This is a genomic window from Ruegeria discodermiae (genome assembly GCF_030758345.1).
Lineage (GTDB): Bacteria > Pseudomonadota > Alphaproteobacteria > Rhodobacterales > Rhodobacteraceae > Ruegeria_C.
In genome coordinates this window covers 19,842-38,131 of the sequence record NZ_JAVAMO010000011.1, presented here as the reverse complement: position 1 = coordinate 38,131, position 18,290 = coordinate 19,842, and the positions used below count along the sequence as shown (strand labels likewise).

At 60.5% G+C, this 18,290-nt stretch carries 17 protein-coding genes; 8 read left to right on the top strand and 9 right to left on the bottom strand.

The annotated features are described in order from the left end of the window. Positions 1-146 precede the first annotated feature (146 nt). From Q5Y75_RS19425 to Q5Y75_RS19390, 8 genes are all read right to left on the bottom strand, one after another. On the bottom strand, positions 147-1,247 hold the full coding sequence (locus tag Q5Y75_RS19425; RefSeq protein ID WP_306200686.1) for a flagellar basal body P-ring protein FlgI: 1,101 nt from the start codon (positions 1,245-1,247) through the stop codon (positions 147-149). Continuing rightward, on the bottom strand, positions 1,244-2,251 hold the full coding sequence (locus tag Q5Y75_RS19420) for a flagellin (protein ID WP_306200684.1): 1,008 nt from the start codon (positions 2,249-2,251) through the stop codon (positions 1,244-1,246). The genes Q5Y75_RS19425 and Q5Y75_RS19420 overlap by 4 nt, the downstream gene beginning before the upstream one ends. A gap of 3 nt (positions 2,252-2,254) precedes the next feature. Further along, positions 2,255-3,706 (bottom strand): flagellar hook-associated protein FlgK, encoded by a 1,452-nt coding sequence (gene flgK, locus Q5Y75_RS19415; protein WP_306200682.1) that lies wholly within the window; start codon positions 3,704-3,706, stop codon positions 2,255-2,257. 36 nt (positions 3,707-3,742) lie between these two features. Beyond that, positions 3,743-5,041 carry a flagellar hook protein FlgE gene (locus Q5Y75_RS19410; protein WP_306200680.1) on the bottom strand — a complete coding sequence of 433 codons (1,299 nt, stop codon included), beginning with the start codon at positions 5,039-5,041 and terminating at the stop codon, positions 3,743-3,745. An 88-nt stretch (positions 5,042-5,129) separates the two neighbouring features. Further along, on the bottom strand, positions 5,130-5,978 hold the full coding sequence (locus tag Q5Y75_RS19405) for a flagellar motor protein MotB (RefSeq protein ID WP_306200678.1): 849 nt from the start codon (positions 5,976-5,978) through the stop codon (positions 5,130-5,132). Positions 5,979-6,076: 98 nt separating this feature from the next. Beyond that, positions 6,077-6,766 (bottom strand): DNA-3-methyladenine glycosylase I, encoded by a 690-nt coding sequence (locus Q5Y75_RS19400; protein ID WP_306200676.1) that lies wholly within the window; start codon positions 6,764-6,766, stop codon positions 6,077-6,079. A gap of 180 nt (positions 6,767-6,946) precedes the next feature. Continuing rightward, a complete protein-coding gene (locus Q5Y75_RS19395) occupies positions 6,947-8,053 on the bottom strand; it encodes a Gfo/Idh/MocA family protein (RefSeq protein WP_306200674.1) in 1,107 nt (368 codons plus the stop codon). A 10-nt stretch (positions 8,054-8,063) separates the two neighbouring features. Continuing rightward, the gene (locus Q5Y75_RS19390; protein ID WP_306200672.1) at positions 8,064-8,774 is read right to left on the bottom strand and encodes a GntR family transcriptional regulator; all 711 of its coding nucleotides are present in this window, start codon (positions 8,772-8,774) and stop codon (positions 8,064-8,066) included. A 103-nt stretch (positions 8,775-8,877) separates the two neighbouring features. Here Q5Y75_RS19390 and Q5Y75_RS19385 point away from each other — a divergent pair, with 103 nt between their 5' ends. From Q5Y75_RS19385 to Q5Y75_RS19360, 6 genes are read left to right on the top strand one after another with little or no spacing between them, the layout of a single operon-like run. Then, the gene (locus Q5Y75_RS19385; RefSeq protein WP_306200670.1) at positions 8,878-10,032 is read left to right on the top strand and encodes an LLM class flavin-dependent oxidoreductase; all 1,155 of its coding nucleotides are present in this window, start codon (positions 8,878-8,880) and stop codon (positions 10,030-10,032) included. Further along, complete coding sequence (locus Q5Y75_RS19380) at positions 10,032-10,922, top strand: aldo/keto reductase (RefSeq protein WP_306200668.1); 891 nt, start codon at positions 10,032-10,034, stop codon at positions 10,920-10,922. Before Q5Y75_RS19385 ends, Q5Y75_RS19380 begins: the two co-directional genes overlap by 1 nt. Continuing rightward, positions 10,922-11,437 (top strand): flavin reductase family protein, encoded by a 516-nt coding sequence (locus Q5Y75_RS19375; protein WP_306200666.1) that lies wholly within the window; start codon positions 10,922-10,924, stop codon positions 11,435-11,437. The genes Q5Y75_RS19380 and Q5Y75_RS19375 overlap by 1 nt, the downstream gene beginning before the upstream one ends. A gap of 51 nt (positions 11,438-11,488) precedes the next feature. Next, positions 11,489-12,079 carry a TRAP transporter small permease gene (locus Q5Y75_RS19370; RefSeq protein ID WP_306200664.1) on the top strand — a complete coding sequence of 197 codons (591 nt, stop codon included), beginning with the start codon at positions 11,489-11,491 and terminating at the stop codon, positions 12,077-12,079. Next, complete coding sequence (locus tag Q5Y75_RS19365) at positions 12,080-13,555, top strand: TRAP transporter large permease (protein WP_306200662.1); 1,476 nt, start codon at positions 12,080-12,082, stop codon at positions 13,553-13,555. A 24-nt stretch (positions 13,556-13,579) separates the two neighbouring features. Continuing rightward, positions 13,580-14,644, top strand: coding sequence for a TRAP transporter substrate-binding protein (locus tag Q5Y75_RS19360; RefSeq protein ID WP_306200661.1), 1,065 nt, complete (start codon positions 13,580-13,582; stop codon positions 14,642-14,644). Between the two features lie 99 nt (positions 14,645-14,743). On the opposite strand, the gene Q5Y75_RS19355 is transcribed toward Q5Y75_RS19360, so the two are convergent. Then, positions 14,744-15,211 (bottom strand): tetratricopeptide repeat protein, encoded by a 468-nt coding sequence (locus tag Q5Y75_RS19355; protein ID WP_306200659.1) that lies wholly within the window; start codon positions 15,209-15,211, stop codon positions 14,744-14,746. A 3-nt stretch (positions 15,212-15,214) separates the two neighbouring features. Here Q5Y75_RS19355 and Q5Y75_RS19350 point away from each other — a divergent pair, with 3 nt between their 5' ends. Then, complete coding sequence (locus tag Q5Y75_RS19350) at positions 15,215-16,498, top strand: cytochrome-c peroxidase (protein WP_306200656.1); 1,284 nt, start codon at positions 15,215-15,217, stop codon at positions 16,496-16,498. A gap of 169 nt (positions 16,499-16,667) precedes the next feature. Then, the gene (locus Q5Y75_RS19345) at positions 16,668-18,257 is read left to right on the top strand and encodes a peptide ABC transporter substrate-binding protein (RefSeq protein WP_306200654.1); all 1,590 of its coding nucleotides are present in this window, start codon (positions 16,668-16,670) and stop codon (positions 18,255-18,257) included. Positions 18,258-18,290 lie beyond the last annotated feature (33 nt).

Here is an 18,290-nt window from a genome sequence, read left to right as displayed (position 1 = left end):
AAAAAACGGGCCCGCGGCCCGTCGATATTTCCCGGTGGAGCTTCAGGCCAGAGCCCGACGCGCCGCTGTTGAGAGGCATATACGTGGTGGCGGGTGAGTCTGCAAGAGGCGAAAACGCACGCATCGCTCACCACAGCGTGCGTGTCTCAGCGCACGACAAATTCCGCGTGCAGAGCCCCGGCCGCCTTGATCGTCTTGAGAATGTCGATCATGTCCCTGGGCGAGACCCCAAGTGCGTTCAGACCGGCAACAACCTGCGACAGCGAGGTTCCTTCCGGCACCTCGGCCAGCTTGATGCCGTCACCCTCTTCAAGTTCTGCGGTGGTGCGGGGAACAACCACGGTGCGCCCATTGGCAAAGGGGTTTGGCTGTACGACCAGCGGCGCCTCTTCGATCCGCAGAGTCAGATTGCCCTGCGAAACGGCAACGCGCGAGATGCGCACATCATCGCCCAGCACGATAGTGCCCGATCTTTGATCGACCACCACGCGCGCCCGGCGCTCCGGCGTGACGAGGATGTTTTCAACCCGTCCGATGGCGTGGGCCACCGAGGCCGAGCGTGTTGCTGCGATATCAAGCTCGACTGTTCCGGAATCGCGCATCACCGCCACCGCGCGCCTGAATTCGCGGTTCACTGCTGTTTCGATGCGCCCCGCCGTGGTAAAATCGGGTTCCCGCAGGGCAAGGCGCAGCCGGGTCAGCGATGACAGGTCGAAATCGATCTCTTTCTCGACCCGCGCGCCAGATGGGATGACACCCGAGGTGGGCACACCGCGCACGACCGAGGCCGCCTCTCCTTCGACACTGGCGCCACCGGCCAGCACGGTGCCCTGCGCGACGGCATAAATCTGCCCGTCGGCAGCGTTCAGAGGTGTCATGATCAGCGTCCCCCCCAGCAGGCTTTTGGAATCCCCGATTGCGGAGACGGTAACGTCGATCTGCGAGCCCACCCTTGAGAAGGGCGGCAGGCTGGCCGTTACGAACACGGCGGCGACATTCTTGGGGCGAAATTGCTCTCCGGTGACGTTGACGCCCAGGCGTTCCAGCACATTCGATAGCATGTCTTCGGTGAAGGGCGAATTGCGCAGCCCGTCGCCGGTGCCGTTCAGACCTACAACAAGACCATAGCCGATCAGGTCGTTGCCCCGGACGCCGTCGAAATCGACAAGATCCTTGAGCCGGATTTCTTCGGCGCTGGCGGGCAGGGCCAGCAGGAAGGTCAGGGCAAGAAGTCTGAAAAGGGTCATCTGAGGTAATTCACCAGGGACAATTGCGAGGATCGGACCGTTACAGCGTAGAGGCTTTCCAACTGGAACTGGGCCGCTTCCAGATGCGTTGCCGTGTCATAGGGGTCTGCTGCCAAAAGCCTGTTGCGGGCAAATTCAGTGGCTGTCGCGGTGGCGGCGTTCTGGGTCCGCGCCGCCTCGATCCGGGATTCCGTATACCCCAGATCGGCCTGAAGCAGGGTCAGGTCATCCTGGCTGCGCAGCAGGCTTGTGCCGGTTCTGTTCAGCAGATCTGATTGAACCGTTTCCGAGAGTCCCAATGCCGGGTCGATTGCAAGTGCTGCCAAAGCGGTATCGCGCAGAAGGGCGCGGAAGGTGGGATGATCGGCGCGCAGCGGCAGGCTGGCGTCCTGGGTATCCGACAGTTTGATCGGGTCTAGGCTCTGAGGGGAGCCCTGATAGATGACCGCCTCAAAACCGGCGGGGTCGTTGAACCAGTCGGTGGCGGCCTGGATGATGTCGACCGGCGTAGGCTGACCACTCACCGCCGTGCGCAAGGCCGTCAAAAGGGCCGTGTCATCGGCCAGAGGTGTCGTATCCACCGCCTGCCCGGCAAACAGGCTGCGCCCACCCGATCGTGTGTTCAATGTCGCAACCAGGATTTTGAGGTCATCGGCGGCCTGATTGCTCATATGCTGGCGGGTGGCCTCCTGGCCGGGTGTGGTGAATGTGACCAGTTTTGCCGACAGATCCCTGACCCGGTCATGCAGGTTGGAAAGGCTCGTCTGCATGCCGCTGGCCCAGGCCCCCGCTTCGGCGGTGACGGTGTTGAAGGCCTTTATATGGCGCAGCCTGCGATCCATATCCGCCAGTTGCGAATAATCACCGGCAAGGCGCGTGTTTACATCCTTGGTCCGACCGGAGCTGAGCTCATCGGTCAGCGTCGCGATCCGGGTTTTGATGTCAGCGCTGCGGGTGCGCAATGCCAGCGAGCTGGCCAGATCGCCGATTGATGTCAGGGGCATGGGTCAGATCCTCAGCAATGTATCCATCAGGGTTCCGACAACTTCCAGAACCCGCGCATTGGCGGCGTAAGCCTGTTCGATCTGCATCAGGGATTGCAGCTCCGCGTCGGTATCCACGCCGATTTCCTGCTCGATCCGCTGAAACTCGGTGAAAGTGGCCGCAGCAAAGCTCGCGCGCTGTTCGGTCTCGGCCGAGGCCTGCGAGGTGATCGACAGCATCGCGGTCGCGGCCCCTCCGGCGGTCATCACGCCGGTTCCGAGATTTCCGCTTGCCAGCGCCCGGGGGTCGGTCAACGCGGCACTCATCGCTTTCAGCAAGGCAGCATCGCCCTGCGCGCCGGGACCTGCAGCATTCAAACCGTCGCGCAGCCGCCAACTGTTGCCACCCTGCGACGGATCGACAGCGGCGTTAAGTTCCAGCCGGTTCGACAGGCCAACCTCATCGGCGGGCAGAAAGGCGGCACCAGCGTCGGTGAACAGGCCGGGATCGGCGGCGGCCAGCGTCGGGTCAACAGCGGGGTCGGCAAAGCGATCGATCAGGTCGCGCGCGAGGGCATCGAGATTTTGCTGAGCCTCAACGGCAAGCTCGTCGCGAATTTGGAAATTGGCGGCAAGGGTGCCGCCACGGATGGGTGACGCCCCGCCCTCGGTCCGGATGGCCATGCCGTTGATCTCGAGCCCCGAAAGCAATCCGTTTGCCTGGGTCATATGCGGTTCGGCAGAGGCGGCGGTGGTAAAGCTGAGCGTGGCGGCGGAGCCGTCCAGCAATATCGCGCCCCCTTCGCTGTAAAGCGCAATACCGCTATGGTCACGGGCGGCGATCTTGACCGGGATGATAGTATTGACCTGATCCACAAGTTGCTGGCGTTGGTCAAGCAGAGAGGCAGTATCCGCGCCCGAAAGCTGCACCCGCCGGATACGGGCGTTCAGCGCCTCGATATCTTGTAGCGTGCCGTTTAGGTTGTCGATCTGCTGGCCGATGGTGCGGTCGGCGCGGGTGCGCAGATCGCGCAGGCCGGTGCCCGCCGAACGGATCGATTGCGCCAGATCGCTGGCAGCATTGACCGTGGCATCGAGGCGGCTGGGCGCGCTGGGGTTGCTTGCCGCGGTGATCAGAGACGCCTCAAGCTCGGCCACGCGGTTGGTCAGCGAACCGGGATTGTCGGAGGGGCCGATCAGAGCCCCAAAATCGGCATGAAACCGAGCCAGGTTATCCGCATTCAGGGACATGGCCTCGGCGCTGCGCCGGTTGTCCGTCAGGACGGGATCGGTGCGGCGTACAACCCCCAGGACGCGCACGCCCTGACCGGCGGTTGCGTTCGACGTCAGCTCCAGGCTGCGTTTCGCATAGCCCGGTGTCAGTGCATTGGCGATATTGTCCGAGATCACGCCCGAAGCGCGACCGCTGGCCGTGAGACCGCTGAGTGCGTTGCTGAACGCTGCCGAGATTGTCATATCCGCCCTCCTTCCATGGCCCTAGTGGGCACCATGTCAGCGTTTGATATTGGTGGTTTCCTGCAACATCTCGTCGACGGTCTGGATCACCTTGGCGCTGGTGGAATAGGCGCGCTGCGTCTGAATCATGGCGGTCAGTTCGGTTGCGATGTCGGTCTTGGATTCCTCGCGCGCAAAGGACACCATGTCGCCGGTTGGCCCGTCACCCGCATCCCACAGGAAATAGGTGCCGCTTTCGCGCGATGGCGCATAGGTTTGCTGGTCGAGCGAGAACATGCCGTTGGGATTGGGTAGATCCACCAGCGGAACCTGGTAAACCCGCTGCGAGACCCCGGAATCGAAGAACGCGTAGACATAGCCGTTTTCGTCGATCTCGACCCTGGTCATGGTGCCGACCGCCGATCCGTCCTTGGTGGTCGATACCGGTGCAAACGTGTCAGAAAGCTGCGAGATACCGTCCGTGTCGCCCAGCAGGCCGATATTGATCTCCATCGGGCCGCCTGCGACATTGACCACAAGACTGCCTGTTGCCGGGTCATAGGCACCGCCGGATACGGCTGTGACGCTTGCCAGCGTGCCGCCGGTTGTTCGACCGTCGTTGAAGGTCAGAGTGTATTCCCCGATAACCGCCCCGCCGGATCCTGTGTCGCGCAATGTCATGGTCCATTCGTTGCTGGCACCGGTCGCGGGCACGGTTGGAACCAATTCGATCTGTACGTTTTCCGATTTACCCAGATTGTCGAAATATTCGACCGAGAGAGGCTGGGAATCACCGGTCGCGCCAGCCTCGGTCGCGGTGGCGGGCAGGTTCATGCGCAGGCTCATCCGGGTTGTCGGAGACCCGGAGACCTGGTTCACACCCATCTGAATCGGCTGCAGCCCTTCGGAGGTATCGCGCGGATAAGACGGCATCGTGCCATCTGCTGCGGCAGGCCAGCCCAGCAGAACCAGACCCGATTCGGTCACCAGATACCCTTGTTCATCGGTTCGGAACGACCCGGTCGTGGTCAGCAGCATCTGCGATGAGTTGGCATCTGAAATCTCTGAGGTGCGCCGCACCGGCAGCATCCCGCGCCCCCGGATGGCGAGGTCGGTGGCGTTGCTGGTCGACACGATCGAGCCACCCTGATCGATCAGGCGCCGGTTGGTCGTGCGCACGCCGCCTGCGGAATAATTGCCGCCCGAGGACGAGGTGACCATCGAATGAAAATCCGTTTCAACCCGCTTGTACCCGAAGGTCGAGGCGTTTGCGATATTGTCCGAAATGGTTGCCAGTCGGTTGGCATTGGCTGACAACGCAGCCACGCCTGCGTTCAGCGAAGAGGAAATGGACATCTGAGCCCCTTTTGTTGTTTTGGTCATTCGGCCTGATGCAACAGCTACGCGCTGAGGTTTAACAGCGCGCTAACAAGTAAAATGCGAGCTATTCCCGCGACGGGTCGCGCAGCAGCGTGATCTCAATACGGTTGTTGCGGGCGGCCATCGGGTTCTTGTCCTGAAGCTTGCGATCGGCATGCCCGGTCACGCGTTGAATGCGCGCCGGGTCCAGCCCGGACTGTTCCAGAAGTGTCTTCGCGGCCGTGGCCCGCCACATTGACAGGTCCCAGACCGGGCTGTGCGCCAAGACAACCGGTCGCGCCTGTACATGAGCAGCGACCGCAACATTGTTGGTGACATTTGCCGTGGCTTTCGCGACGAGCGCTGTCAATTCCCGCAGCGTCGCCGTCGGTCTGTCGGAATGTTGATCAAACAGCGGCACCTGATCGGTTGCCGAAAGCTCGATGATCAAACCTTCGTCGGTGACCCGCGTGACGATATGTTTCAGCAAACGGTCAGAGACCTGGCTTTCGCCGCTGCGCCCCTGCAGCATGTTCTGTACATCGCTGAACGCCTCTTCCGAGGCGGCCTCGTCACCGTTTCGGTCAACGCCGGTTGCGCCCCGTGCCCGGCGCGATTCCGTCAGGTGCTGCTTTATCGCACCGCGCCCATCCAGAACCACGGCATCATCCGAGAATACGTTCTCGCCCCCGAATGCCCCATCGCCACCGCCCGAGACGGGGCTGAGCGGGATTGATGGCGAAAAGTAATCCGCCAGGCCCTTGCGTTGTTTTTCGGTCGTTGCGTTCAGCAGCCACATCAACATGAAGAATGCCATCATGGCCGTCACGAAATCGGCATATGCCACTTTCCATGCGCCACCATGGTGGCCACCGCCACCAACGACCTTCTTCCGTTTGACGATGACTGGTGCCGCATTTGATTGCGCACCCATCTCCACCACCTCTTTTCACCCGTCTCTGTGGTAGCTGCTCAGGTGTTAAGAGGGGGCTAACAGATAAAATTGTCGGGGCATTCCCGATCCCGCCGAGGTCAGACGCTATAGGCCAGAACCTGACTGATCTGCGTGAGCCCGCGCCCGGATTGTTCCGCCCAGGTGTTGAACGCGGCCTGGGTCGCAGCCATGTCGCGCTTACTGGTCGGTGGCTTGTCGACCACACCCTCGGCAACGAGGCGCGCGCTGACATCCGGGGACAGGATGAACCCATCCTTGCCCATATTGCGCAGCATCCGCTGGCCGGTTGTGCCGCCCAGCCGCGCACCGGATTTCGAAAGAAGCTGCAAAAGCCCGATATGATCAGCGCCGGGCCACTCGGCAAAAAAGGCCGCTGCAGAGCCGTGCTTTGCAGCCAGATCAAGAACGAAGCGGGCATTGGCGATCACTGCTGCGATCTTTGCCCCGTTGCGCACGATGTCCCGATCGCTCAGCAGGCGGTCGATATCATCGTCATGATAGAAGCCGACCCGGGCGGGATCGAACCCATCAAACCCAGCTTCGAAGCCTGGCCATTTCGCGTTAATGACCTTCCAGTTGAAACCGGCCTGGAACAGACAGCGCGCCATTTCCGACAGCCACCGGTCATCGGGGATTGCCCTGAGTTCCGCCTTGGATCGCGGAGTGCTCAGTAATGCCTCCAGCGCATCAGGGCCGCCTTTCCGATGGGCGGCGATATCGTAGATCTCATCGAAGTGCCGCATCTCGCTGCCTTTCTCGGATTGCACGTCATCTTTCCGGCAGGATGGGTTTATGTAAACCCTCACTAGGTGATTGCGGCCAAGTTCGATCGGAGTGGAAAAACTTGTGGTACCGTGGAAGCAGTTCAGAAATTTGGTGAGACATCGACCCGCGCCCATGTCATCCTGACTGGGCGAGGGTCGTGGATAGCCTGACCTTTTTGCAGCTCAGCAAACAGGCTCTAACAAGACCGATTCGCCGCTTGATGCGGATTGCTGCGCTGCCAGCCCCATGCGGACTGCCCACCAGCCATCCATTAGCGAGACATCCGGTGCATCGCGTTCCCCGCGCAGAAGCTGCAGGAAGGCCTGATGCTGGAAAAATGTCGATCCGTTGTGATCACCGGCGTCCAACAGCGTCTCATCCACCGGGACATCTGTCGTCACCGGCCCTTTGGGCTTACGCGGGCTGACGATCAGTTTCGGCGTGGGCGGATCGCCCAGATGCGTGGGCCAGAAGCGGCCCGGCCCGGGCACCAGCGCCTCGATCTTGCCGGTGGGGCCGATGGCGGAAATCTCTTCCTGATAGGTCGCACCCTCGGCGAACATGCACAATTCCAGCATCGCGCGCGCGCCATTGTTGAAATCGATGATGACATACCCATTATCGAGGATATCGGGCGCTTCACCGTCATAGCGCTCGTCCAGATGATTGACCGATTGCGCCCCCGAGGCCATGACTCGCACCGGTTCGGCACCCAGCGCCAGCCGCATCAGGTCGAAGAAATGGCAGCATTTTTCGACAAATGTGCCGCCGCTATTGCGGTTGAACCGGTTCCAGTTGCCGACTTTCTGTAGAAACGGAAACCGGTGTTCGCGCAGGGTCAGCATTTTGATGCCGCCGGTCGCCGCATCGGCCTGCTCCAGAAACGCCGCGATAGGGGGCATGTAGCGATACTCCATCGCGACCCAGATCGGGGCCGGATAGCTGTCGCGCAGCATCATCATCGCTTCGGCATCGGCCGGATCGGTGAAGAGCGGCTTTTCGATCAGCAAGGGCAGGGGCCGCGTTTCGGCAATCTGCAGGACTTGTTCGACGTGGCAGTGATTGGGGCTAACGATCAGCAGGCAATCCAGATCAGGCAAAGCAAGCAGCGCGTCGAGCGAGGGCACAAGCAGCGCCTCGGGCGCGATTTGTCTGGCGATCTCGGCCATTTCAGCATCGGGCTCAAAGATCGCGTGCGCGCGCGCGCCGTCCAGTAGCGCAATGTTCTTCAGGTGCTCCTGCCCCATCATGCCGCAGCCGATGATCCCGTAATTGATCTGTCGGGTCACGCGCCTCTCCTTATCTGAGCCGTTGGACATAAAGCGCACGGTCCGGGTCGAACCAGGTGCGCGAGAACTCGACCGGTTGGGGGGTATCGGCCCAACTGAGTCGTTCGATGTACCCAATGGTCGTCCCGTTGGGCTTTGTAAACTGCTCTGGCGCCCAATCCGGCACTGTCCCGACCGAGACTCGGTCTTCAGCGCGCCTGATCCAGAAGCCGAGCTGATTCTGGTAGTAGTGATAAAGCGAATCGGACAGGTCTTTGCGCCGAATCAGCCCGGCGGAGGCGTCGAGCCAGATCTCCTCCACCGCGATCACGACGTCATTGAGATAGCGCAGTCGTCGCACCCGCGATCCCCTGTCCGACGTGCCAAAGCCCGGCAGATCGTCAGGTTTTTCCAGCAGATCGACCGACAGCACGTCCGCGCGGGGCAATCCGCCGCCTTCGGGCAGCTCCAACCGGAACATTGCATAGACGCTTTTGGTTTCCGCCCCGCTGCGCACGTAATTGCCCGAGCCCTGCACCCGTTCCAGCAACCCGCGTTCGGTCAACTGGTGCAGGGCTTTGCGCAGGGTTCCAACCGACGTGTTCAGCCGCGCCGCCATCTCGCGCTCGGGCGGCAGGCGTTCGCCGTCGATCAACCGGCCCGCGGCGATATCGCGGGTCAGCAGCTCGGCAATCTGAACATAGAGCGGTAGTGCATTCGGGCTTGGGCCGGGCTGTGTCACGGGTTGCGGCGTCCTGTCGCGGAAAAAATTGATACACTATTGATCTACATCAAAGCGCCTGCTACGCAAGGCAAAACGCGCGCCCCTTGCGGAGAAAATCAACATGACCATTGTGCCCATCACATCGCCTGATCTCGACGCCGCCGAGGTGTCGTGGTTTTCGGCTCTGTGCTCGGACGATTACCAGTTCCTCGGGCAGCCGGACGGCGCGCTGCGGTCGAGCTGGGAGCATTGCTCGGACATCGTGAAGGAGGCTGAGGCGCAAGGGTTTCGCAACATCCTCTGCCCGTCCTCCTATCAGGTCGGACAGGACACGCTGTCATTCGTGGCAGGCTGCGCGCCGATCACCGACCGCATCAACCTGCTGGCCGCCGTGCGTTGTGGCGAGATGCAGCCGATCATGCTGGCCCGCACCATTGCGACGCTCGATCACATGCTGAAAGGGCGGCTGACGGTCAATATCATCAGTTCGGATTTCCCGGGCGAAAAGGCAGAGAGCAATTACCGCTACCAACGCTCACGCGAAGTGGTCGAAATTCTGAAACAGGCCTGGACACAGGACGAGATCAGCTATGAGGGCGAGGTTTATAACTTCGCCGGTCTCACCACCGACCCGGTGAAACCTTATCAGACCGGCGGACCGCTGCTTTATTTCGGGGGCTACTCCCCGGCGGCGCTGGAACTGTGCGGGCAGCATTGCGATGTCTATCTGATGTGGCCCGAGACCAAGGATGCTCTGGAAGGCAGAATGAAGGCGGTCAACGAGGTTGCGCAGCGCTATGACCGGACGCTGGATTACGGTCTGCGCGTCCACATGATCGTGCGCGATACCGAGGCTGAGGCGCGCGAATATGCCGAATATATAGTCTCTAAATTGGATGATGAGTATGGTCGGCTGATCCGGGAACGGGCGCTCGATTCCACCTCGCTGGGGGTGTCGCATCAGGCACGGGCACGCGAACTGGCCGATCAGTTCGGCTATACCGAGGACCACCTGTGGACCGGCGTAGGCCGCGCCCGGTCGGGCTGTGGCGCGGCGTTGGTCGGGTCGGCCGATCAGGTCATGTCCAAGATCGAAGACTATCAAAAGATGGGCATCCGCGCCTTTATCTTCTCGGGCTATCCGCATATCGACGAGGCGCGCCACTTCGGCAGTCGCGTCTTGCCGAACCTGAAAACCTGTTCGCTGCCTGAGGCCTATGGCCGGGTGCCTGCGGACACGCCTGCAACGCCGCTGGGCAACGGAGTACGCCGCTGATGGATCGCGTCAAACTGGGCACTGAACTGGAGCTGAGCCGCATTGTCTACGGCATGTGGCGATTGGCCGATGGCACGGACATGTCGCCCGAGCATGTGACCGCCAAGATCAATGCCTGCCTCGATCAGGGCATCACCAGTTTTGATCAGGCCGACATCTATGGCGGCTACATGGCTGAGGCGGTTCTGGGTGACGCGCTGAAAGCCGATCCCGGCCTGCGCAACAAGATGGAAATTGTCACCAAATGCGGCATCGTTGCGCCTGTCGGACGGTACTCGGATGCGCAGGTGAAGCATTACGACACCTCGCGCGCTCATATCGAGGCGTCGGTCGATCACTCGCTGCGGCTGATGGCGATTGATCATATCGACCTGCTGCTGATCCATCGGCCCGACCCCTTTATGGACCATCATGAGGCCGGCGTAGCGCTGGATGCGGTCGTGGCCTCGGGCAAGGTGCGCAGTGTTGGTGTGTCGAATTTCCGCCCCTGGGATTGGTCGCTGCTGCAATCGGCGATGAAGAGTCCGCTTGTCACAAATCAGATCGAGATATCCCTTTCCGAAATAACACCTTTCTCAAACGGCGATCTGGCTTATCATCAACAGCACGGCCATCCTGTGATGGCCTGGTCCCCGCTGGGAGGGGGTGCGCTGATGACCGGACAGAGCAAAGCCGCGCAGATCGCAGACGAGATCGCCGCTGAGGCAGGCGTCGACCGCTCAGCTGTCGCCGTGGCGTTTCTGCTGGCCCATCCTGCGTCGATCCTGCCGGTCATGGGCACCAACAATCTGGATCGGATCGCCCGCATCTCGGATGCGCTCAAGGTTACGCTCGACCGGGAAAGCTGGTTCCGCCTCTATGAGGCCGCTCTGGGCAAGGAGGTGCCGTGATGAATGCCTTCTCACCAAAGACCCCGGTGGTGTTCGAACCCGACACCGCCAACCCGCGTCAATTGCGCGATGCGTTTGCGAAGTTCGCAACCGGTGTGACGGTGGTCACCTGCGCGGGTGAAAACGGGCCGCTCTGCATCACTGCCAACAGTTTCTCGTCCATTTCCATGGACCCACCACTGGTGATGTGGGCGCCCAGCAAGGGCTCTCGTAGGTTTCCACTGTTCCGTGTTGCCGAGCGATTTGCAATTCACGTTCTGTCTGCCGATCAAAGCGACCTGTGCTGGGCCTGTTCGCAGGACGCGCATGCGCTGAGAGAATTCGATCATCTCGTGGATGAGGCCGGTGTCCCGCTGATTCCCGGCTGTCTGGCGCGGTTCGTCTGCCGCCATGTGGCGTGCCACGAGGCGGGCGATCATGTGATCATAGTAGGAGAAGTAGACAAGGTCGAAATGTCCGAAGGGGACGCATTGGCCTTTTATGCCGGCAAGTTCGGCCAATTCGCGCAGCAATAAGCGCAGCAAGACCTGCCGAACCCGGCAGGCACCAAAGGGAGGGCGATCCGCATGGGCGGATTATTGTCGGTGCTTGCACCGATTGGCTTCGTGAACGAATTCGCATTGCGGATCGGCCGTGCCGTTGGCGTTGTCGCGATCGCCGCGATGGTTGTTGCGATCCTGATTCAGGTGTTTTTTCGATATGTTCTGAACAATGCGCTGCCCTGGCCGGATGAAGCCGCGCGGTTCTGCATGTTGTGGATGACCGGCCTGATGGCACCCACCGCGTTCCGACGTGGCGGCTTTGTTGCCATCGACATGTTCGGCCGCGCGCTGCCCAGCGTTCCCGGCCAGATCCTCAGCCTGTTTCTGCTGATTATCTCTTTGCTGGTTCTGGTTGTTGCGATTGGGATCGGATGGGGGGAAGTCACCGGGTTTGGGGGCAAGTTCACCACCGCCTCGCTCTATCTGCCGACTTCGATTTCCTTTGACGAATGGTTCCGGATACCGCGCAGTTGGATGATGGCCTCGCTGCTGGTCGGGGTGATCCTGCTGACTTCGGTCAATATCGAGCTGATCCTGAGGGGTCTTGTGACGCTGATGGGGGGCGGTGACCGTCTACGCCCCATTGATGATGTCGAAATGCTGGGGAGTGAATAGATGCTGATCTGGTTCCTGCCCGCCTTCCTCTTCTTCCTGCTGATCGGTTTGCCGGTCTTTTTCGGCCTGCTTGCCGCGCCCGGATTGCTGTTGTGGCTCAGCGGGCAGGAAAAGGACATCACGCTGCTCTACCGCAATGTCTATAACGGTATGGACAGCTTTCCGCTGATGGCGATCCCGTTCTTCATGCTCGCGGGCGAGATGATGAATCGCGGCGGAATCACCATCCGGCTTGTGGAGTTCAGCCAGGCCTTGATGGGACATCTGCGAGGTGGTCTGGCGCAGGTCAACATCCTCAGTTCGATCCTGTTTGCAGGGCTTTCAGGTTCGGCGGTGGCTGATACGTCGGCGCTGGGCTCAATGCTGATCCCGGCGATGGAGAAAGAGGGCTATAGCCGCAAATTCGCCGCCGCGATCACGGCGGCCAGTTCGGTGATTGGGCCGATCATTCCGCCTTCGGGGATCATGATCATTTACGCCTATGTCATGGGCGAAAGCGTTGCGGCGCTGTTTCTGGCCGGGATTGTGCCGGGTATTCTGGTGGGCGTCGGGCTGATGGTAATGGTGCGCCTCATGGCCGACCGCTATGAGCTGCCGCCGGCACATCGAGTGGTGCTGACCGGCACCAAGCTTGGCAAAACCGAGACCTGGGTGTCCTTCCTGCTGGTTCGGCTGAATCTGGGGTTGCTGCTGTGGTCCTTCATGCCGGTCGGGGCCGAGGCGAGCGCGGCGATCGAATGGGGTCTGCTGATCGGTGCGCTGTTGATTGCACATGGCATTTTCCTCGGGTTGCGCCGCGTGGTTAGCCATGATTTCCGCATGGTCTGCAAACGCGCCATGGTACCGCTGCAGACACCGATCCTGATCCTTGGCGGCATTCTGGCCGGGGTCTTTACCCCCACCGAGGCCGCTGCGGTCGCCGTGGCCTATGCGGTCTTTGTAGGGTTCTTCATCCTGCGCAGCCTCAGCCTGCGCGACATGCCGCAAATTCTGACCAATGCCGGGATCACCTCTGCCGTGGTGCTGCTGCTGGTGGGCGCGGCGATGGCGTTCAAAACCGTGGTCAGCCTCAGCCATGCGCCAGAGCAACTGGCAGGCTTCATCCTGAACCTCAGTGAGAACCCGCTGATTCTGCTGTTCCTGATCAACCTGCTTTTGTTCATCGTGGGCATGTTTCTGGATGCCGGACCCGCGATCATCATCCTTGGGCCCATTCTGGGGCCGATCTTTACCGATCTGGGTGTCGACTCGATCCATTTCGCGATCATTATGAGCGTCAACCTGACCGTTGGACTGGCCACGCCACCCATGGGGCTTGTGTTATTCGTGGCGGCGGCGGTGTCGAAAGAGAGGGTAGAGACAATCGCAAAGGCCATTCTGCCATTCCTGGCCGTGGAAATTCTGGTGATTTTCCTGATCACCTATATCCCGGCCATATCAATGACGATCCCGAGACTGACCGGGTTCGCACAATGAGTATCTGAACAGGGAGGAAACGCTGTGCTCAAAACTGCCTTAAAATCGGTGGCCGTGGCGGCCATACTGGCTGGCTCTGCCATAACGGCGTCAGCGGCGGACTTTACGCTGCGGGCGACGGCCAACTCGAACGAAAACGACGAGGATTATGACGGTCTGGTCGTCTTCAAGAACTATGTCGAGGCCGCCTCGAACGGCGCGATCGAGGTCGAGTTGTTCATCGGTACGCAGCTTTGTTCGAACGGCGCCGAATGCCTGCAAGGCGTCGCGGATGGCAGTGTAGATATCTATATCTCCACATCGGGCGGCTCCTCGGGCATCTTCCCATTCGTGCAAGTGCTGGACCTGCCTTATCTGATGGCTGATGACCGGGTGGCCGAGGCGGTGCTGGCCAACGACAGCGATTTCATGCAGTCGATGAAGCAGATGGTCTCGGACGGGTCGGGCGGCGCAATTCGGCTGATGACCGTCGGCAATACCGGCGGCTGGCGCAACTTCGCCAATACACAGAAGCGCATCCAGACCCCTTCGGACATGGAAGGCTTGAAAATCCGTACTGTGGTGGCGGACTTGCCGCAGGTTCTGGTCGAAGCGCTGGGGGCATCGCCCACGCCGATCCCGTGGCCGGAACTGTTCACCAGCTTCCAGACTGGTGTCGTAGAAGGCTCTAAAAACGGCATTACCGACATCATGAACATGAAGTTCCCCGATGCTGGGCTGCAATATGTCACGCTGGACGGGCACGCCTATATGGGCGCGCTGTGGTTCATGAATAACGAGAAGTTCATGTCGCTGCCGCCGGAAATGCGCACCGTTGTGGTGGATGGGTTCTATCAGCTTCAGCAGGCGACTTTTGCCTCGCCCAAGCGCAAGTCCATCCAGGCCTATGAGGATTTCGTTGCCGGTGGCGGTGACCTTTATGTGCCGACCCCTGACGAAAAGGCGGCGTTCAAAGAGGCGGCGACGCCTGTCTATGAGTGGTTCACCGCCAATGTCGATGGCGGCCAGCAGGCTTATGACGCGTTGGTCGGTTCGGTCGCTCAGGCCGAAGAGCGGATCAATGCCAGCCGCGCGGCGGATACGCAGTAACCTGACAGAGAGACGGGCGGTTCAGGCCGCCCGGCTCACCTTTTTGATCACGCATGTCCGGGGGACGCAAAAGCGGTCCCCAGTTTTGCGGGGCGTGCTCTAGCGAAACGGGTACATCCAGGGTTGATAATCGTCGATCAGTTCCTGCGCCTTGGCGATCTCTTCCGGCGTCATTTTCTTGACGACCTCTTCCAGGCTGATCGCCGCATCGGGGTCACCGCCGATGGCCGACAGCGCATACCACAGATAGGCACGGGTCAGGTCGGGGGCGGGCAAGCCACGACCAACCTCGTAGTACCAGCCGATACCGGATTGCGCGCCGGGATGCCCCTTCATCGAGGCGCGCAGATACCAGTCGAATGCACGCATATCGTCCCGCTCGACGCCCAGCCCCATCGCATACATCACGCCGATCAGCTCCTCGGCATCCGCGTTGCCGGATCGCGCGGCGGGCCAAAGCGCCTCATAGGCGGCTTTGAACTGCCCGCCCTCCATCAGATCGCGCGCCTCTTCGATATCACCAAGGGCAGGCTGCGCCAGAAACAAAAGAAACAGAAGGCGATACATGGCTTGGTTTTCCTCGTCTTGTCATTGCCTTTGGCGGCAGAGCCGCTGCCGCGCCCACTGAGCGATGCGGACTTCATTCCGGTCGATCCGCAACAGGCGGCGCTGGGTCACCAACTCTTTTACGATCCGATCCTGTCGGGCAACCGGAATATCACCTGCGCCCATTGCCACCACCCCGATTTCGGCACTTCGGACGGGCTGTCGCTCGGGATCGGCGAGGGTGGTGTCGGGCTAGGCACCGAGCGGCACGCAGGTACCGGAGATAGCCGGATCAAAAAACGCATCCCGCGCAATGCGCCGGGCTTGTGGAACCTGGGTGCGCGTGAGTTGCACACGTTTTTCCACGATGGGCGGCTGAGCAAGTCGGACCAGTTCGGCAACGGCTTCGACTCGCCCGCCGAAGAATGGCTGCCGCAGGGGTTGACCTCGCTTCTGTCCGCGCAGGCCCTGTTTCCTCTGGTGGCGCAGTTCGAGATGGCGGGTAATCATTCAGAAAATGAGATCATCGGCGCGGTGCATGACCGTATCGACGCAGCCTGGCCGATCCTGGCCAAGCGGGTGCGCACTGATCCGAGATATGGACAGGCCTTTGTGACCGCGTTCGACCATATCGACGCGCCGGAACAGGTCACGATTGTCGAAATCGGCAATGCGCTGGCGGCTTTCATGGCGGTCGAGTGGCAGAGCATAGACAGCCCGTTCGACGCTTATTTGCGCGGCGACACGACCGCGCTGACCGCCCCTCAAAAACGCGGGATGGAGCTGTTCTATGGCAAGGCGGAATGCGCCGCATGTCATTCCGGCCCTCTGCTGAGCGATCAGAAGTTTCATGCGCTTGGCCTGCCGCCCTTTGGTCCCGGCAGAACCCGCCGCTTCGATCCTTATGCACGCGATGTCGGGCGGATGGGCGAAAGTGACCGACTTGAGGACGCCTACAGGTTTCGCACGCCAATGCTGCGAAATGTGGCTCTAACAGGCCCGTATGGCCATAACGGGGCCTATCCGACGCTTGAGGAGATCATTCGGCATCACCTCAATCCGGATAAGGCGCTAACCCAATGGAGGCCCGAGACTGCACAGTTGCCCGAGGCGGAATGGCTTGCGGCCACCGATTTTGTGATCTGGCAGGATGTGCGCGAAATGCAGCGCCAACGCGGCGCGCGCGACATCGAATCAGCATCGCTGACCGATGATGAGATCGCCGATTTGGTGGCGTTCATGCACGCCTTGACCGGACGGAATGCAAAAGAGACGCCATTTGGTGTGCCTTCAGACTTTGCGCCATAACCGGTTCATCATGACACAATCGTAAAGGTTAAAGGCAAGGCGCGACATTATTGTTCGTACTGAGGATTGTTCCGGTCGAACGGGGCCGATTGTTTCCTGCTGGGGTTGTATCCGTCCGAGACTCGGCAGTAGGAAAGGGGATGCAAAACGTTATCAGGGAGGGAGAACCATGATGACTCTATCGATCAAAACCACACTTCTATCCGCCACCATCCTCGCAGGTCTAACAAGCGCAGCAAGCGCGGCGACCTATATGCGGGGCAATGACGGTAACCCGGAAACGCTCGACCAGCACAAGACGTCGACCGTGGCCGAGGCGAATATCCTGCGCGACCTCTATGAAGGGCTGGTTGTCTATACACCGACCGCCGAGATCGCACCGGGCGTGGCGGAGGAATGGGAGGTCACCGATGATGGCCTGACATACACCTTCAAGCTGCGCGACGACGCAGCGTGGTCAAATGGCGACCCGGTGACCGCAGGCGATTTCGTGTATTCGCTGCAACGGATCATGACGCCGGAGACCGGGGCGAAATACGCTAACATCCTCTACCCGATCCAGAACGCCGAAGCGATCAACAAGGGCGAGATGGAGCCGTCGGAACTGGGCGTGAAGGCGCTGGACGACAAGACGCTGGAAATCACGCTGGCGCAAGCCACCCCGTTTTTTATCGAATTGCTGACCCACCAGACAGGCCTGCCGGTGCATCCTGCCTCCGTCGATGCCCATGGTGCTGATTTCGTGCAGCCCGGTAATATGGTGTCTAACGGGGCTTATTCGCTGACCTCAAATATCCTGAACGACAAGATCGTTCTGACGAAGAATGCCAACTTCCATGACGCAGATAACGTCGCCATCGAAGAGGTGAACTATCTGCCTTTTGAAGACCGGGCCACCTGCGTACGTGCCTGGGAAGCGGGCGAAGTGCATAGCTGCTCGGACCTGCCAGCCGAAGACATTGAGCGTCTGCGCGGTCAGCATGACACAGCCGTTCGCGTTGTTCCCTATCTGGGCACCTACTATTACGCGCTGAACCACAAGGACGACACGCTGGCCGATCCCGAAGTCCGTCAGGCCCTATCGATGGCCATCGATCGCGAATTTCTGGCTGATGAGATTTTCCAGGGCACCATGGTTCCCGCAGAGAGCTTCGTTCCGCCCGGCATTGGCAACTATGCCGCTGGTTCGCCAGTGACCGAGTATTTCGACATGTCGATGCTGGACCGTGAAGACAAGGCTGCCGAGATTCTGGCCGCCAAGGGCATCTCGCCTGACAGCCCGGTCACCATTGAGCTGATGTATAACACCAGCGAAAACCACAAGAACGCGGCGACCGCGATTGCCGATATGTGGTCGAACCTGGGTGTGAATGTAGAATTCAACGTCCGTGATGCCTCGGCCCACTATGCGCATCTGCGTGACAAGGGCGATTTCGACGTGGCTCGCGCCGGCTGGATCGGCGACTATTCCGACCCGCAGAACTTCCTGTTCATGGTCGAGTCGGATAATGACGGGTTCAACTACGCCAATTACGACAACGCCGAGTACGACGGGTTGATGGATCAGGCTGCCGCCGAAACCGACCTGGACAAGCGCGCCGCACTTCTGCAGCAGGCCGAGGGTCTGTTCATGCGCGATCTGCCGTTCATCCCGCTGCTTTATTATTCCTCGCGGTCGCTGGTTTCGCCCGACCTGCAGGGTTGGGAGGACAACATTCAGAATGTCCACGCGACCCGATACCTGAGCCTGCCTCAGTAATCACTTCTTGCGCGGCGCCGGTTTTTTCGGCGC

Coding starts and splice junctions, on each gene's coding strand:
- Q5Y75_RS19375 (WP_306200666.1), top strand. CDS start 10,922: ATGAATGCCTTCTCACCAAAGACCCCGGTGGTGTTCGAACCCGACACC.
- Q5Y75_RS19370 (WP_306200664.1), top strand. CDS start 11,489: ATGGGCGGATTATTGTCGGTGCTTGCACCGATTGGCTTCGTGAACGAA.
- Q5Y75_RS19380 (WP_306200668.1), top strand. CDS start 10,032: ATGGATCGCGTCAAACTGGGCACTGAACTGGAGCTGAGCCGCATTGTC.
- Q5Y75_RS19410 (WP_306200680.1), bottom strand. CDS start 5,041: ATGTCCATTTCCTCTTCGCTGAACGCAGGCGTGGCTGCGTTGTCAGCC.
- Q5Y75_RS19405 (WP_306200678.1), bottom strand. CDS start 5,978: ATGGGTGCGCAATCAAATGCGGCACCAGTCATCGTCAAACGGAAGAAG.
- Q5Y75_RS19365 (WP_306200662.1), top strand. CDS start 12,080: ATGCTGATCTGGTTCCTGCCCGCCTTCCTCTTCTTCCTGCTGATCGGT.
- flgK (WP_306200682.1), bottom strand. CDS start 3,706: ATGACAATCTCGGCAGCGTTCAGCAACGCACTCAGCGGTCTCACGGCC.
- Q5Y75_RS19420 (WP_306200684.1), bottom strand. CDS start 2,251: ATGCCCCTGACATCAATCGGCGATCTGGCCAGCTCGCTGGCATTGCGC.
- Q5Y75_RS19345 (WP_306200654.1), top strand. CDS start 16,668: ATGATGACTCTATCGATCAAAACCACACTTCTATCCGCCACCATCCTC.
- Q5Y75_RS19425 (WP_306200686.1), bottom strand. CDS start 1,247: ATGACCCTTTTCAGACTTCTTGCCCTGACCTTCCTGCTGGCCCTGCCC.
- Q5Y75_RS19355 (WP_306200659.1), bottom strand. CDS start 15,211: ATGTATCGCCTTCTGTTTCTTTTGTTTCTGGCGCAGCCTGCCCTTGGT.
- Q5Y75_RS19385 (WP_306200670.1), top strand. CDS start 8,878: ATGACCATTGTGCCCATCACATCGCCTGATCTCGACGCCGCCGAGGTG.